14 protein-coding genes are annotated in these 14486 nt (G+C 65.9%); 7 read left to right on the forward strand and 7 right to left on the reverse strand.

Annotated features, from left to right (window positions below):
- Nucleotides 1-17 precede the first annotated feature (17 nt).
- Together QSV36_RS24840 and QSV36_RS24845 are read left to right on the forward strand one after the other, a co-directional pair.
- Entirely contained in the window at nucleotides 18-1970 is a 1953-nt protein-coding gene (locus tag QSV36_RS24840) for an acetoacetate--CoA ligase (RefSeq protein WP_289135655.1), read from the forward strand.
- A 95-nt stretch (nucleotides 1971-2065) separates the two neighbouring features.
- Nucleotides 2066-2341, forward strand: a complete 276-nt coding sequence (locus tag QSV36_RS24845; protein ID WP_016715601.1) for a peptidylprolyl isomerase — start codon at nucleotides 2066-2068, stop codon at nucleotides 2339-2341.
- Nucleotides 2342-2347: 6 nt separating this feature from the next.
- Here QSV36_RS24845 and QSV36_RS24850 read toward each other — a convergent pair whose 3' ends face one another.
- Nucleotides 2348-2971 (reverse strand): LysE family translocator, encoded by a 624-nt coding sequence (locus QSV36_RS24850; RefSeq protein WP_289135657.1) that lies wholly within the window; start codon nucleotides 2969-2971, stop codon nucleotides 2348-2350.
- A 129-nt stretch (nucleotides 2972-3100) separates the two neighbouring features.
- Here QSV36_RS24850 and QSV36_RS24855 point away from each other — a divergent pair, with 129 nt between their 5' ends.
- Together QSV36_RS24855 and QSV36_RS24860 are read left to right on the forward strand one after the other, a co-directional pair.
- Complete coding sequence (locus QSV36_RS24855; protein WP_289135659.1) at nucleotides 3101-3910, forward strand: helix-turn-helix transcriptional regulator; 810 nt, start codon at nucleotides 3101-3103, stop codon at nucleotides 3908-3910.
- A gap of 106 nt (nucleotides 3911-4016) precedes the next feature.
- Nucleotides 4017-4631, forward strand: a complete 615-nt coding sequence (locus tag QSV36_RS24860) for a LysE family translocator (RefSeq protein WP_289135661.1) — start codon at nucleotides 4017-4019, stop codon at nucleotides 4629-4631.
- Here QSV36_RS24860 and QSV36_RS24865 read toward each other — a convergent pair.
- The gene (locus QSV36_RS24865) at nucleotides 4579-5304 is read right to left on the reverse strand and encodes a metallophosphoesterase (RefSeq protein ID WP_289135663.1); all 726 of its coding nucleotides are present in this window, start codon (nucleotides 5302-5304) and stop codon (nucleotides 4579-4581) included. The two genes, QSV36_RS24860 and QSV36_RS24865, sit on opposite strands and share 53 nt — an antisense overlap.
- A 75-nt stretch (nucleotides 5305-5379) precedes the next feature.
- On the opposite strand from QSV36_RS24865, the gene QSV36_RS24870 reads away from it, so the two are divergent.
- The 3 genes from QSV36_RS24870 (at nucleotide 5380) to QSV36_RS24880 (ending at nucleotide 6954) form a co-directional block, all read left to right on the forward strand.
- Nucleotides 5380-5895 carry a DUF3016 domain-containing protein gene (locus QSV36_RS24870; RefSeq protein ID WP_289135665.1) on the forward strand — a complete coding sequence of 172 codons (516 nt, stop codon included), beginning with the start codon at nucleotides 5380-5382 and terminating at the stop codon, nucleotides 5893-5895.
- A 76-nt stretch (nucleotides 5896-5971) separates the two neighbouring features.
- On the forward strand, nucleotides 5972-6700 hold the full coding sequence (locus QSV36_RS24875; RefSeq protein ID WP_289135667.1) for a carbon-nitrogen hydrolase family protein: 729 nt from the start codon (nucleotides 5972-5974) through the stop codon (nucleotides 6698-6700).
- A 14-nt stretch (nucleotides 6701-6714) separates the two neighbouring features.
- Complete coding sequence (locus QSV36_RS24880) at nucleotides 6715-6954, forward strand: hypothetical protein (protein WP_289135668.1); 240 nt, start codon at nucleotides 6715-6717, stop codon at nucleotides 6952-6954.
- 4 nt (nucleotides 6955-6958) lie between these two features.
- Here QSV36_RS24880 and QSV36_RS24885 read toward each other — a convergent pair whose 3' ends face one another.
- From QSV36_RS24885 to QSV36_RS24905, 5 genes are all read right to left on the reverse strand, one after another.
- Nucleotides 6959-7459, reverse strand: a complete 501-nt coding sequence (locus QSV36_RS24885) for a methylated-DNA--[protein]-cysteine S-methyltransferase (protein ID WP_289135670.1) — start codon at nucleotides 7457-7459, stop codon at nucleotides 6959-6961.
- Nucleotides 7460-7538: 79 nt separating this feature from the next.
- A complete protein-coding gene (locus QSV36_RS24890) occupies nucleotides 7539-9224 on the reverse strand; it encodes a fatty acid--CoA ligase (protein WP_289135672.1) in 1686 nt (561 codons plus the stop codon).
- Nucleotides 9221-10999: an acyl-CoA dehydrogenase C-terminal domain-containing protein gene (locus tag QSV36_RS24895; RefSeq protein ID WP_289135674.1), complete on the reverse strand. Its 1779-nt coding sequence runs from the start codon at nucleotides 10997-10999 to the stop codon at nucleotides 9221-9223. The genes QSV36_RS24890 and QSV36_RS24895 overlap by 4 nt, the downstream gene beginning before the upstream one ends.
- Nucleotides 10992-13457, reverse strand: coding sequence for an efflux RND transporter permease subunit (locus tag QSV36_RS24900; RefSeq protein WP_289135676.1), 2466 nt, complete (start codon nucleotides 13455-13457; stop codon nucleotides 10992-10994). The genes QSV36_RS24895 and QSV36_RS24900 overlap by 8 nt, the downstream gene beginning before the upstream one ends.
- A gap of 15 nt (nucleotides 13458-13472) precedes the next feature.
- On the reverse strand, nucleotides 13473-14468 hold the full coding sequence (locus tag QSV36_RS24905) for a WD40/YVTN/BNR-like repeat-containing protein (protein ID WP_289135678.1): 996 nt from the start codon (nucleotides 14466-14468) through the stop codon (nucleotides 13473-13475).
- Nucleotides 14469-14486 lie beyond the last annotated feature (18 nt).

Raw genomic sequence — 14486 nt, forward strand, 5'->3', positions numbered from 1 at the left:
GTAGCAGGAGGTTCGGCATGAACGATGTGCTCTGGCGCCCCTCCACGGCGCAGATCGAGGCCAGCCGGATGGATGCCTTCCGCCGCTGGGTCAACCTGCGCTACAACCTGCAACTTGATGACTACCAGGCGTTGCACCGCTGGAGCATCGAGCAGCGCGCTGCCTTCTGGCAAACCCTCGCCGACTATTTCCACGTTCACTGGCATACCCCGCCCAGCCAGGTGCTGCGCGAAGGTGCGCAAATGCCTGATGCCCAGTGGTTTGCCAACGCCACCCTGAATTTCGCCGAGCACCTGCTGCGCCGTCGCGACGACCGTCCTGCCGTGGTCGCCGTACGCGAAGACGGTCAACGCCAGGTGTTCACTCATGCCCAGCTGGCCGCCCAGGTGGCCGGGCTGCAGAACGCCCTCAAGGCTGCCGGCATCGTCCCTGGCGACCGGGTCGCCGCCATCATGCCCAATACCTGGCAGACACTGGTCGCCATGCTGGCTTGCACCAGCCTCGGCGCTGTCTGGTCCAGCTCGTCGCCCGAGTTCGGTGTGCACGGCATCATCGACCGCTTCGGGCAGATCGAGCCCAAGCTGCTGATCGCCTGCGCGGGCTACCAGTACGCCGGGAAAGACATCGATCAGGTCGACAAGGTCAACCAGGTGTGCGCGCAGTTGCCCGGCCTGCAGCAGCTGGTGGTGGTGCCCCATACCCGCTATGGTACGCACGCCGCCGAGTTCCAGGCCGCCAGCGTCAGGCTGTGGGACGACTTCTACCAGCCCGGCGGCGAGCCGCGCTTCACCCCGCTGCCGTTCGACCATCCGCTGTATATCCTGTATTCCAGTGGCACCACCGGCGTGCCCAAGTGCATCGTCCACCGCGCCGGTGGCGTGTTGTTGCAGCACCTCAAGGAGCACGGCCTGCACAACGACCTGAAGGCCGATGAGGTCCTGTTCTACTACACCACGTGCGGCTGGATGATGTGGAACTGGCTGGCCAGCGGCCTGGCGCTGGGCGCTACGCTGGTGCTGTACGACGGCTCGCCCTTCCACCCGGGCCCCGAGCGCCTGCTCGACCTGATCGACGCCGAGGGCATCCACGTCTTCGGCACCAGCGCCAAGTACATGGCGGCGTTGGAGCAGGCGGGCCTGGAGCCGGCAGCAAGCCACCAGCTGGGCCGCTTGCGGCTGTTGCTGTCGACCGGCTCGCCGTTGTCGCCGCACAGCTACGATTACGTGTACCGCAAGGTCAAGGCCGACCTGTGCCTGGCCTCCATGTCCGGCGGCACCGACATCGTCTCCTGCTTCGTGTTGGGCAACCCGACCCTGCCGGTGCGCCGTGGCGAAATCCAGTGCAAGGGGCTGGGCATGGCAGTGGAGGTGTGGAACGAGCACGGTCAGCCGGTGCAGGGCGAAAAAGGCGAGCTGGTGTGCACGCGCCATTTCCCTTGCATGCCGTTGGGCTTCTGGCATGACCCGGACGGCTGTCGTTATCACGACGCTTATTTCAGCCAATTCCCCGGGGTATGGGCACAGGGCGACTACGCCGAGCAGCGCGCCGAGGGCGGGCTGGTGATCCATGGCCGCTCCGATGCCGTGCTCAACCCGGGTGGCGTGCGCATTGGCACGGCGGAGATCTACCGCCAGGTGGAAAAGGTCGAGCAGGTACTGGAAAGCGTGGCCATCGGCCAGGACTGGAACGGCGATGTGCGGGTGGTGCTGTTCGTGCGCCTGCGCGATGGCCTGCAGCTGGACGATGCCCTGCGCCAGCGGATCCGTCAGGTCATCCGCCAGTACACCACGCCGCGCCATGTGCCGGCGGTGATCGCCCAGGTCGATGACATTCCGCGGACCATCAGCGGCAAGGTGGTGGAGCTGGCGGTACGCAATGTGGTGCATGGCCTGCCGGTGAAGAACACCGACGCCCTGGCCAACCCCGAGGCGCTGGAGCAGTTTCGCGAGCGCAAGGAACTGCAGAGCTGACGTTATCGCCCCCTACATGGCATGCGCAATGGCTTCAACCGGGGTGACTCAGGCATAATGCGCACCTTTTTGCACCGCGAAGCACAGGTACCGCCATGAAAGCCCAAGCCCGCCACATCCTGGTCAAGACCGCTGACGAAGCCGAAAAGCTCAAGCAGCGCATCGCCAATGGCGAGGCTTTCGATGTGCTCGCGAAAAAGTTCTCCATCTGCCCCTCGGGCAAGCGCGGCGGTGACCTGGGCGAGATCCGCCCCGGGCAGATGGTCGGCGCCATCGACCAGGTGATTTTCAAGAAGCCGCTGCGCGTGGTGCACGGGCCGATCAAGAGCAAGTTCGGCTACCACCTGGTACAGACCTTCTATCGCGACTGATGGGCGCTAGCGCCGCGCGGCCAGCAGGCCGAGGCCGGCGCAGCCGAGCAAGGAGGCACTGACCCGGTTGAACAGCCGGCGCGGGCCGGGCTGGCTGAACCAGCGCTGCAGGTAGGCGCCCAGCCCTGCGTAGATGGCGATGGCGGCCCACTCCAGCAGCAGGAACAGCCCGCCCAGCCAAAGGAACTGCTCACCGACCGGGGTAGCGCTGCCGACCGAGACGAATTGCGGCAGGAAGGCGGTGAAGATCAGGATCGCTTTCGGGTTGCCGGCGGCCACCCAGAACTCCTGGCGCGCCAGGCGCCAGGTACCGCGCGGGTGGTCGCTTGCCACCACGGCCTCGCCCACCGGTGCCCGCCATAATTGCCAGGCGATGTAGAACAAGTACGCCGCGCCCACCACCTTGATCGCCAGGAACAGGTATTCGCTGGTATGCAGCACCACGGCCAGGCCCATGGCCGCCAGTGCGATCATGCCACTGAAGGCGACGATGCGCCCGCCACCGGCCACGCAGGCCGTGCGCAGGCCATAGCGGCTGGCGTTGTGCAGCGACAGCAGGTTGTTCGGCCCCGGGGCCATGTTCAAGGCAAAGCAGGCTGGGATGAAGAGCAGCAGGCTCGAAAGATCCATGATTTTTTCCTTTTGCAATCAGCCCCTATTCCGGCGCCTGCGGGCCTGGCGGTCAAGTTACAGCCGGTGGAAAAAACTGTATGGGTGCGCAGCGCCTGATAAGCTGCAGGCCCTACCGAGGACTCCATGATGCCGCGAACCCATGCCGCGTTGTGGCGCGACCCGGCCCTGCCGCATGTCGAAAGCCGCCGCGCCTGCCATAGCCGGGCCTGCTACAAGGCCCACAGCCACCCGACGTTTTCCATCGGTGCGGTGGATGCGGGTGTCAGCCATTTTACTGGCACCGGCAACGGCCAGGAACGCCTGACGCCCGGTACGCTGGTGATGGTCCCGGCCCAGCGCGTGCATGCCTGCAACCCCGAACCCGGGCAGGCCTGGAGCTACCAGATGCTGCACGTGGCTGGCGACTGGCTGGCAGCATTGCGCCTGGAGTCGGCGCTGGGTGGCGCCGGCCCCGGTGAACCGGCACGTATCTGCCGAGACCCGGAGGTGTATCGGCAGTTTTGCGAGCTGAACGGGTTGCTGTTTTCCAACGCCAGTAATGCAGAAAAGGACGCCGCGCTGATTGCCTTCCTGGGTGACCTGGATGTTGCCGCGTATCCACCGCTGGCGCCGGCGCCCGCTCTGGAGGCGAGCGCCTTGAGAGGATTGCTTGCTCGCATCGAGGGCCTTGACCCCGCGCAGTTGAGCCTCGATGCCTTGGCCCGCGAGTCGGGGTTCGGGCGCTACGCGTTGATCCGTGCCTTTCGTGCGGCCACCGGGTTTACCCCGCATGCCTACCTGCTCAATGCGCGGGTCAACCGTGGCCGGCAGCTGCTGGGTGAAGGACAGGCGCTGGCAGAAGTGGCCTACCGGCTGGGCTTTGCCGACCAGAGCCATTTCCAGCGGGTGTTCAAGGCCTATGTGGGCGTGACACCCGGGCAATACCGAGGCGGCTGAAACCGCGCACGGGCGGCGTGGGCCGGCGGGCTGTGCAATATTGTTCAATACGCAATGGGCGCTGAAGGGCAGAGTCTGGCTTTTCCGCCACAGCAGCCACACCGCCATGCAGCCGTTCCTGATCATCGCCCTCGCCCATTTTCTCGCCCTGCTCTCCCCCGGGCCGGACTTCTTCCTGGTCGCACGCACCTCCATCAGCAGTGGCTGGCGGGTCGCCAGCGGTGCCTGCCTGGGTATCGCCCTGGCCAATGGCGCGTTCATCGCCATGGCCTTCACTGGCCTGTCGGTGCTACAGGAAGGCAGCCCACTGTTCAGTGCCCTGCAACTGGCCGGTGCCGGTTACCTGTTGTACATCGGTGTGCTGTTCCTGCGCCACGCCGGGCGCTCAGGCCTGGGCAGCGTCGCGGCCAGCCAGGCCGTGGCAGGCTGGTGGCGGAGCCTGGGCATGGGCTTCCTGTCGGGCATTCTCAACCCGAAGAACGCGCTGTTCTATGCCAGCCTGGCCAGCATGGTCGCCAGCACCGGCGCCGGCTGGAAAACGGCCTGCGCCCTGTGGCTGTTCAGCATCGTGCTGCTGTGGGACCTACTGGTGGCCGTGGCCATCGGCAACCCTGTGGTGCGGCGGCGTTTCGCTCGCACCCTGCCGTGGCTGGAACGGGCCTCGGGGGTCATGCTGGTGGTGTTGGCCCTGGCGCTGTTACTGCACCTGGCGCAACGCTGAGCAGTTGCAACGTGGCCAGGTCCATGAGGCTGAAATGGCCGCTGGCCCAGCCGCCGGTATCCAGGTGCCAGACATTACCCAACTGCTTGGCCTGCAACACCGGCGTGTGGCCGACCAGCAAGGCTCGCAGCCCTGTCACCGGCCGAGTATCGCCTTCCTTCAGGCGCCGCCGCGACCACTGGCACACCTCCAGCACCTCGGGGTCGTCATCCAGTTCCAGCCAGGTACGCAACACCGACCAGTCGGCAAACGGACTGTCGGCATGCAGCAGGCCAACCAGGCCGTCGGCGGTTTCCACTTCGAGGGCAATGGGCAGTTGCTCGAAGCGTTCGACAAAACGCAGCTGCTCACCCGGCGGCAGGTCGAGAAACCAGCCACCGCCGGCCGCACGATACATGTCCAGGTCAAGCCGCCCGCCGCGCAGGCGGGTGATCGCCAGCGCTTCGTGGTTACCCTGCACGGCATGCAGCCAGGGCTGGGCCAGCCATTCCAGCGCAGCTTCACTGTGCGGTCCGCGGTCGACCAGGTCGCCGACGCTGAACAGGCGGTCCACCGCCGGGTCGAACCCCACCGCCTCCAGGCAGGCCTGCAGGCGCTGGAAGTGGCCGTGGATATCACCCACTGCCAGGTCCCGTCCCCGCGTGTTGGCGGCTACCCGCCGAAACCGTTTCATGACAATTTTCCTCTGCTGGTGCCGCCTTGCCGGGGGTAAAATGGAGGCACACCCGCGCCACTCCGGAGGTGCATCATGCATACCGCCCTCAGGTGTGCCGTGCTCATGGCCCTGTCACTCCACAGCATGGCACACGCCGCCCCTGCCGCGCAGGTCGAAGTGCGCTTCGACCACCCCGAACAGTTCCGCGACGCCAGCCTCGACAGCCACGGTTACGAACGTGGCGCCGATGCCTATGTAATGAAAACCCTGACCCAGTACTTGCAGAAGCTGGGCCAGCGCTACCTGCAACCGGGCCAGCGGCTGGCCATCGACATCCGCGATATCGACCTTGCCGGGCGCTTCGAGCCCTGGCACGGCCAGGCTTACGATGTGCGCTTCATGCGCGATATCACCTGGCCAACCATCGACCTCAGCTACACCCTCAGCCGAGCGGGCAAACCCGACCAGCAAGCCCGGGAGCGGGTCAGCGACAAGATGTACCTCAGCCGCCCGGGCCGGGTCACTGCCAGCAACGACCGCCTGTATGCCGAGAAAGCCATGCTTGACGACTGGTTCCGCCAGCGCTTCGCCGCGCGTCCGTCGTCCTGAAAATCCCTTCACTGGAACAGGCGCTGGTACCAGTAGTATGCTCGGCCCTTCGACCTGTACCAGGGATGGGTTTTTCATGAAGCTGTGCGCCGTGCAAGCAAGGTCTATCAAGGGCGATGTGCAAGCCAACCTCGAACGCCACCTGGCCTGCATCGAGCAGGCCGCGGCCCTCGGTGCCGAACTGGTGGTGTTTCCGGAACTGTCGCTGACCGGTTATGAGCCAACCCTCGCCCGCCAGGCGGCCCTGCCCGTCAGCGCCGCGCGGCTGGACCCGCTGCAGGCAGCCTGCGACCGGCTTGGCATCACCGCTGCGGTGGGCCTGCCGCTGCCGACCCCCGAAGGCATTCGCATCGGCATGCCGATCTTCAGCCCCGGAGCGCCGCGCCAGGCCTATGCCAAACGGCGCCTGCACGATGACGAGCTGCCGTACTTCACGCCGGGCGACCAGGCATTGCAGCTGCAACTGGGCGAACACCGCGTGGCACCGGCGATCTGCTATGAATCGATGTTCATGGCGCACGCGGTGGCGGCGCGCGAACAGGGCGCCGACCTATACCTGGTCAGCGTGGCAAAAACCGCAAAGGGCATCGACGAAGGCCATGCGCATTACGCCGAGGTCGCCCGCGAGTTGGGCATGCCGGTGTTGCTGGCCAACTGCGTGGGGCCGGCCGACACCTTCATCGGTGCCGGCGGCTCGGCGGCCTGGGACAGCCAGGGGCGCTTGCTGGCCAGACTGGATGATCACAGCGAAGGCATGATCGTGCTCGACACCCGTAGCGCAGCAGCTATCGCTGTGCCCCTGTAACACCTGCTCCCGACATGATCTATCTGATTCTGGCGGTGCTGAGCTATGCCTGCACCTATTACCTGGCCGGTCTGCTCATCCAGGGCCAACTGGCCGATGTCGCCGAGGGCTTGCGCCACCGCCCTGATGCGCCGGCACCCGGCGAGTACCTGCGCAGGGTCAGGCCATACGCACGCCGAGCCCGGCGGCAGTACACCTTGCTGGCAGGCTCGATACTGGCCGTGCTGGCCTGCCTGGTCGCCAGCTGGTTCTGACCGGCTAGAGGTCCAGCGCCAGGCTTTGCCGGCCCTCCAGCGCCAACAGGTACTGCTTGGCCGCGAGGCCGCCGGCGAAGCCGGTCAGGCTGCCCGAAGCACCGATCACGCGGTGGCACGGGGCGATGATCGAGATCGGGTTGCGGCCATTGGCAGCCCCTACCGCACGCACTGCGGCAGGGTTGCCGATTTGCTGGGCGATGTCGCGGTAGCTGCGGGTTTCGCCAAACGGTATCGCCAGCAGCGCGGCCCAGACCTGGCGCTGGAACGCCGTGCCGGCAAAATCCAGCGCCAGCTCGAAACGCTGGCGCTTGCCGGCGAAATACTCGGCGAGCTGGTGGGCAGTTTCCAGCAGCACCGGGCACTCGTCGTCGCGGTGCAGAGCACCGAGGCGCACGCGGTTTTCCCGTTCCGTTTCCCACAATACGGCAGCCAGGCACTCGCCACGGGCCACCAGGGTCAAGGTACCGACGGGTGACTGCATGAAAGTGAATGCGCTGGACATGGCGGGCTCCGGCAAGATTGCGTTGCGCCCACTGTACGCATCCACAGCCTTGCCTGCATCCGCTTTCTTGCCCTCGTAATCACGTCCTCGGCCGGGCCTGTGCCGTCATGGTATCCAGCGTCTGGCGGATGCGCTTCTTGTCGAGCTTGCCCACGCTGGTTTTTGGGATTTCCTCTACACAGCGTACCTGCCGGGGTATCGCCCACTTGTTCAACTGCCCGCGATCGACAAACGGCTGCAGGTACCCGGCCAGTGTGGCCTGGTCGAACTGCATGCCGTCACGGCAGACCACCAGCGCCAGCGGTTGCTCTCCCCAGTGCGGGTCCGGGATGCCGACCACCGCTACCGACGCCACGGACGGGTGCTGGCTGATCAGGCTCTCCAGGGCTACCGAGCTGACCCACTCGCCGCCGGTCTTGATCACGTCCTTGATCCGGTCACGAATACGTACCACCCCCGCTGCATCGATGCAGGCCAGGTCTCCAGTGTGCATCCAGCCGCCCAGCCACAAGGCTGCGCCCTGCTCCGGTTCGTGCAGGTAGCCTTGGCTCAGCCATGGCGCGCGCACCACGATCTCACCCAGGCTTTCGCCGTCATGGGGCACCGCCCTGCCTTCGCTGTCGACGATGCGCAGGTCCACCAGGGCAATCGGCACGCCGGCATCGATCCGCAGCGACAGTTGCTCGGCCATGGGCAATGCCAACTGCTCGGCATTGAGGTGGGTAATGCTGAGCAGCGGGCAGCTTTCCGACATGCCGTAGCCACAATGCACGCTGATGCCGCGCTCGCTGGCGCGCTGCGCCAGGCCCATGGTCAGGGCGCTGCCACCCAGCAGCATTTTCCAGCCCGCCAGGTCGGCGCGCCGCCCTTCGTCGCAGTCCAGCATCATCTGCAGTACCGTGGGCACGCAGTGGGAAAAGGTCACGCCTTCCTCGCGGAACAGACGCACCAGCCGGTTGGGCTCGTAACGCCCGGGGTAGACCTGCTTGATGCCCAGCGCCGTGGCGACATAGGGTATGCCCCAGGCATGCACGTGGAACATCGGGGTAATGGGCATGTACACGTCGCCCGTGCGCAGCAGCGGCGCTTCGCCACAGGCCGCCAGGGTGCCCTGCTCGGCCAGGGTATGCAGCACCAGTTGCCGATGGCTGAAATACACCCCCTTGGGGTTGCCGGTGGTGCCGCTGGTGTAGAACAGCGTGGCCAGTGAGTGCTCGTCGAAATCAGCGAAGGCGAACTGCGGCTCGGCAGTTGCCAGCAACCTTTCGTATTCACCCAGCAGCGGTACGCCCTGCGGTTCGGGGCCGCCGTCGCTGAGGCGGATGAAGCCAGCGACCGACGGCAGGTCATGCCGCAGCTGCGCCATCAACGGCAGGAAGTCATCATGTACCAGCACCAGATGGTCCGCGGCGTGGTTCATGGTGTAGCGCACCTGCTCGGCAGACAGCCGCACATTCACCGTATGCAGCACCGCGCCCAGCATCGGTACGGCGAAGAAACACTCCAGCGCACGGTGGCTGTCCCAGTCGAGCAAGGCCACGGTGTCGCCAGGCTTCACCCCGGCAGCGGTCAACACATTGGCCAGGCGCTGGATACGTTCGAGCAACGTGGTGTAGCTGTAGCGCAGCCTGTCGGCGTAGACGATCTCCTGGTTGGGCTGGTAGCGCACGCCCGACAACAGCAGGCGCTTGATCAGCAGCGGGTAGGCATAGGCCTGCTCGGCCGCCGGCATGATACGGGTGGGGACTCTGGTGGCGTTGTTCATAGCTGGCTGGCCTCGAGCAGGTACAGGCTGTCGCTGCCGGCCCTGACACTGGCGCTGAGCGAATGGATGCGCGGCAGCAGGCGTGCAAAGTAGAACCGCGCGGTGCCCAGCTTGCCCTGGTGGAACGGCTCGGGGGCCGGGTGGCCCTGGCAGACCTCGGCCATGCGTGCCCACAGGTAGGCATAGAAGGTGTAGCCAAACACGTGCAGGTACTCCACCGCCGCCGCACCCAGTTCGCGCGGGTTGCCCTGGGCGCGGTCGAGCAACCAGGCGGTCAGCTCGTCGAGATTGCGCACGGCCGCCAGCAGCGGTGCGCTGAACTCTGCACAGGCTGCGGGCAGCGCCTCGGCGAACGCGCCGATTTCGGCGGACACACTGCGATAGGCCTGGCCACCATCGGCCAGCAGCTTGCGCCCCACCAGGTCGAGGGCCTGGATGCCGTTGGTGCCTTCGTAGATCTGGGTGATGCGGCAGTCGCGGATCAACTGCTCCTGGCCCCACTCACGGATGTAACCATGGCCGCCGAGCACCTGCTGGCCGTGCACGGTAGTCTCCAGCCCCATGTCGGTGAGGAACGCCTTGGCCAGCGGTGTGAGCAATGCCACCCTGGCCTCGGCACGGGCGCGCGCGGCAGCGTCTTCGCTGTACTTGGCCAGGTCCAGTTGCAGCGCCACATAAGTGGAAAACGCCCGCCCGCCTTCGTTCAACGCTTTCATGGTCAGCAGCATGCGCCGTACGTCCGGGTGGACGACAATCGGGTCGGCACTTTGCGTCGGCGCTGCGGCGCCGTTCGGCGCGCGGCCCTGCAAGCGGTCACGGGCGTAGGCGATGGCGCCCTGGTAGGAGCGTTCGCCCAAGGCCAGGCCCTGGATGCCCACGCCTAGACGCTCGTAGTTCATCATGGTGAACATGGCATTGAGGCCCTTGTTCGGCTCGCCGACCAGGTAGCCGATGGCATCGTCGAAGTTCATCACACAGGTGGCCGAGGCCTTGATGCCCATCTTGTGCTCGATCGAACCGCAACTCACCGCATTGGCCTCGCCCAGCACACCGTCGGCGTCAACCAGTACCTTGGGTACCAGGAACAGCGAGATGCCCTTCGGCCCGGCGGGCGCACCCGGCAACCGCGCCAGCACCAGGTGGATGATGTTCTCGGTCAGGTCCTGCTCACCGCCGGTGATGAAGATCTTGGTCCCGGTTATGCAGTAGCGGCCATCGGTGCTTGGCTCGGCACGGGTGCGGATCAGGCCCAGGTCGGTGCCGGCATGCGGCTCGGTAAGGCACATCGAACCCGTCCAGCGCCCTTGGTACATGGGCGGCAGGTACAGCGCCTTCAATGGTTCGCTGGCATGGTTGAGCAGCGCCAGGCAGGCTCCGGCGGTAAGCATCGGATACAGGCCGAACGACAGGTTGGCGGCATTGAGCATTTCTTCGAGCTGTGCGCCGATCACTTTCGGCATGCCCATGCCGCCATATTCCGAGGCACCGGCAACGCCCACCCAGCCATCGGCGGCGAATGCCCGGTAGGCATCGGCGAAACCGTCAGGGGTATGCACCTGCCCGGCGTCCCAGCGGCAGCCTTGCTCGTCACCACTGTGGTTGAGCGGCGCTACCACCTCGGCAATCAGCCGGCCGGCCTGTTCGAGCACGGTCCGGGCAGTGTCGCCATCGACCTGCTCGGCCAGGGCGGGGGTCAGCGCCCACCAGGCCGGGATGTCGAACACTTCGTTGAACAGAAATTCCATGTCGCGCAGTGGTGGAAGGTAATCAGACATGAGGCGAGCACTCGGTTTCTTGGGTTTGCGGAAGCGGCGTGGCCTGGGCCTCGGCACGCACCGAAGCGGCCTGGTCACGCAGGAGGAAGTGCGATAGCGCAGGGATCAGCACCAGCGCGCCGAGCATGTTCCACAGGAACATGAAGGTCAGCAGCAGTCCCATGTCGGCCTGGAACTTGATCGGCGACCAGGCCCAGCCGACCACTCCGGCCGCCAGGGTGATGCCGACCAGCCCCACCACCCGGCCAGTGAAGGCCACGGCTTTCTGGTAGGCCTGGGCCAGGCTCAGCCCGGCACGCTGGTAATGCAGCTGCACGCTGAGCAGGTACAGCGCGTAATCCACGCCAATGCCCACGCCAAGGGCGATCACCGGCAAGGTGGCGACCTTGACGCCAATGCCCATGGCCACCATCAGCGCCTCGCACAGCACCGAGGTGAGCATCAGCGGCAGGATCGCGACCAACGTGGCGCGCCAGCTGCGGAAGGTAAACAGGCAAAACAGCGTGACCGCCAGGTACACCAGCCACAGCATGCGGTGGTTGGCTTCGCGCACCACGGCATTGGTGGCGGCTTCGATACCGGCACTGCCGGCGGCCAGCAGAAACTGCTGTTCGGCGCTGCTGTTGGCGTGGGCAAAGCGCTCGGCCACGGCAGCCACCTGGGCCAGGGTGTCGGCGCGGTGGTCCTTGAGGTAGGCGATGACCGGCATCAGCGAGCAGTCGTTGTTGAACAGCTCCGGGGCGTTGACCGAGGCCTGCTGGGCGGCGTAGTTGAGCACGTCCTGGTTGCGCTGCAAGCTGTTCAGACGCGGGTTGCCTTCGTAGGTACCGGCGGTGATCTGGCGCACGGCGTTGGCCAGCGACACGGTGGTCTGCACGCCCGGCAGTTGCTGCAGTTGCCAGGCCAGGCGGTCGGCCAGGACCAGCGTCTGGTATTGCAGGCAGCCTTCCGGTGCGGTCTTGACCATCACCGCGAAGGTGTCGCTGGACAGCGCGTAGTGCTGGGTGATGTAGGCGTTGTCGAGGTTGTAGCGCGAATCCGCGCGCAGCTCGGGTGCGCCGCTGTCCAGGTCACCGATCTGCAGTTGCAGGCTGCCCCAGATGCCAAGCCCCCCCAGCACCAGCGCCGCCAGCAATGCGGCGCTGGCCCATTTGCGTTCGGTGAGACGATCAAGCAGGTCCCAGAGCCGGCCGAAGCCTCGATGCCGTGCGGCACGGGCGTCGATAGCCAGCGCTCGCTCGGCTGCCTTGCGGCCGACCCCGACATACGACAGCGCCACCGGCATCAACAGCAACGAGGTGAAGATCAACACCGCCACACCAATGCTGGCGGTGATGGCCAGGTCCTGGATCACCGGGATATCGATCAGCATCAACACGGCAAAGCCCACCGCGTCGGCCAGCAATGCGGAGACCCCGGCAACGAACAGCCGGCGGAAGGTATAACGCGCTGCCACCTGGCGGTGGGTGCCACGGCCAATGTCCTGGAGAATACCGTTCATCTTCTGCGCGGCGTGCGACACGCCGATGGCGAAGATCAGGAACGGCACCAGGATCGAATACGGGTCGATGGCATAGCCCAGCCAGGCAACGATGCCCAGCTGCCATACCACCGCGGTCAGCGAACACAGCACCACCAGCAGCGTACTGCGCACGCAGCGGGTATAGGCGTAGATGATCACCAGGCTGGTCAGCACCGCCAGGGCGAAGAACGCCATCACCTGGACCAGGCCGTCGATCAGGTCACCCACCAGCTTGGCGAAGCCGATCACATGGATACGGTACTGGCCGCTGGCCTGGTACTGGCTGCGCAACTGTTCGAGCTTTTTCGAGAAGGCGTGGTAGTCGAGGCCTTTGCCCGTGGCCGAGTCCTGGTCGAGCAACGGCACGATCAGCATGCTCGACTTGAAATCACGCGCCACCAGGCTGCCGACGATGTTGGCGCGCTCGATGTTCTGCCGCAGTTGCTCGATATCGCCTGCCGCGCCCTGATAGCTGTCGGGCATCACCGGGCCGCCCTGGAAACCCTCCTCGGTCACCTCGGTCCAGCGCACCGCCGGGCTCCACAGCGACTTCATCCAGGCCCGGTCCACACCCTGGCTGAGGAACAGCTCGTCGTTGATGTGCCGCAGGGTCTGCAGGTAGCCCGGGTCGAAGATGTCGCCCTGGGTGTTTTCCACGACCACCCGCACGGCGTTGCCCAGGCCTCGCAGCGATGAGCGATTTTCCAGGTAGTTGTGGATGTAGGGGTGGCTCTGCGGCAGCATCTTGTCGAAGCTCGGGCGCAGCTCGAGACGGGTCAGCGCCATGTAGCCCAGCACCAGGGTGGCCAACAGCATGCCCAGCACGAACGGCAGGCGGTGGTTGAACACCAGGCGCTCCAGGCCGTTGCCCGAGCGCGCGTCGAAATCGTCGAGGTTGCGGATTACCGGAAGGGTGTCTTGGCGGGTAGCGGCCATCGGGGTCTTCTCTTGTTATGGGTACGGCGTGGGATTACCGACCGGGTTGCGCACGCCCCGCTCACCCACCAGCACCAGGCCGTTGCCGGTGTCGGTAGCGAGCGCGGTCACCGGGCCCCGGGCGCTTTGCGCCACGGGGCTGAAACTGGCGCCGTCATCCCGGCTGAACAGCAGGTCGCCAGCCTGGCTGGCCAGCCACAGCGTCCCATCACGGTCGACCCCGGCAGCGCTGAAGCTGGTATTGATACCGGTGCTTACCGGCTGCCATTGCTGGCCGCCGTCAGTGCTGCGGTAGACGTGCCCACGCAGGCCGTACACCAGCAGCAAGCCGGGCTTGCCCACCGCGCCAAACAACGTGCCGGCATAAGGTGTTGCAACACGGATGAAGCGCTCGCCATCGCGCTTGAGCAGCAGGCCCTGCTCGCCGGTGATGTACAGCGCTTCACCGATGGCGGCCAGGCTGGTCAGGTGCAGGCCTTGCGGGTTGTCGCTGTGGTCGAGCCAGGGTTGCCAGTGCTGGCCGCCATCCGTGGTATGCAACAACAGGTTGAACAGGCCCACCGCATAGCCGTTGCGCGCGTCGCTGAACCACACATCGAGCAAGGCGTTGTCGCTGCTCGTACCCGGCAGCCGTTCGGCCAGCAGCCGACCGTCCAGTTGCTTGTACCAGTGCACGCCACCATCGCGGCTGTGCAGCACCACACCGTCATGGCCGACCGCCCAGCCCAGTTCGGCGCTGGCGAAACTGACGGCGTTCAGGTCGGCACTGACCGGCACCTGGGCCTGCTGCCAGTGCGCACCGTGGTCGTCGGAGTACACGATGTGCCCACGCGGGCCCACCGCCACCAGGCGTTGCCCGGCCAGGGCGACATCGCGCAAGGCATTGCTGGCCGCTAGCGCAGTGGGCATCGCAGGCAGGTCCAGCACGTCGGTGAAGGGCGCCGCCTGCACTGCGCCCTGCAGCGTGGCCAGGGCCAGCAGCACTACGCTGCAGCGTTTGAAGACAGACATTGCCACCTCTGCTCGGTA

Source organism: Pseudomonas sp. BCRC 81390 (genome assembly GCF_030341915.1).
In the GTDB taxonomy this organism is placed as follows: Bacteria; Pseudomonadota; Gammaproteobacteria; order Pseudomonadales; family Pseudomonadaceae; genus Aquipseudomonas.

Bases quoted from the DNA above. Each gene is read 5' to 3' on its own strand.
- QSV36_RS24860 (WP_289135661.1), top strand. From the start codon at position 4,017: ATGCAGCCGTTCCTGATCATCGCCCTCGCCCATTTTCTCGCCCTGCTC.
- QSV36_RS24900 (WP_289135676.1), bottom strand. From the start codon at position 13,457: ATGGCCGCTACCCGCCAAGACACCCTTCCGGTAATCCGCAACCTCGAC.
- QSV36_RS24855 (WP_289135659.1), top strand. From the start codon at position 3,101: ATGCCGCGAACCCATGCCGCGTTGTGGCGCGACCCGGCCCTGCCGCAT.
- QSV36_RS24890 (WP_289135672.1), bottom strand. From the start codon at position 9,224: ATGAACAACGCCACCAGAGTCCCCACCCGTATCATGCCGGCGGCCGAG.
- QSV36_RS24895 (WP_289135674.1), bottom strand. From the start codon at position 10,999: ATGTCTGATTACCTTCCACCACTGCGCGACATGGAATTTCTGTTCAAC.
- QSV36_RS24875 (WP_289135667.1), top strand. From the start codon at position 5,972: ATGAAGCTGTGCGCCGTGCAAGCAAGGTCTATCAAGGGCGATGTGCAA.
- QSV36_RS24870 (WP_289135665.1), top strand. From the start codon at position 5,380: ATGCATACCGCCCTCAGGTGTGCCGTGCTCATGGCCCTGTCACTCCAC.
- QSV36_RS24885 (WP_289135670.1), bottom strand. From the start codon at position 7,459: ATGTCCAGCGCATTCACTTTCATGCAGTCACCCGTCGGTACCTTGACC.
- QSV36_RS24880 (WP_289135668.1), top strand. From the start codon at position 6,715: ATGATCTATCTGATTCTGGCGGTGCTGAGCTATGCCTGCACCTATTAC.
- QSV36_RS24840 (WP_289135655.1), top strand. From the start codon at position 18: ATGAACGATGTGCTCTGGCGCCCCTCCACGGCGCAGATCGAGGCCAGC.
- QSV36_RS24905 (WP_289135678.1), bottom strand. From the start codon at position 14,468: ATGTCTGTCTTCAAACGCTGCAGCGTAGTGCTGCTGGCCCTGGCCACG.
- QSV36_RS24865 (WP_289135663.1), bottom strand. From the start codon at position 5,304: ATGAAACGGTTTCGGCGGGTAGCCGCCAACACGCGGGGACGGGACCTG.
- QSV36_RS24850 (WP_289135657.1), bottom strand. From the start codon at position 2,971: ATGGATCTTTCGAGCCTGCTGCTCTTCATCCCAGCCTGCTTTGCCTTG.
- QSV36_RS24845 (WP_016715601.1), top strand. From the start codon at position 2,066: ATGAAAGCCCAAGCCCGCCACATCCTGGTCAAGACCGCTGACGAAGCC.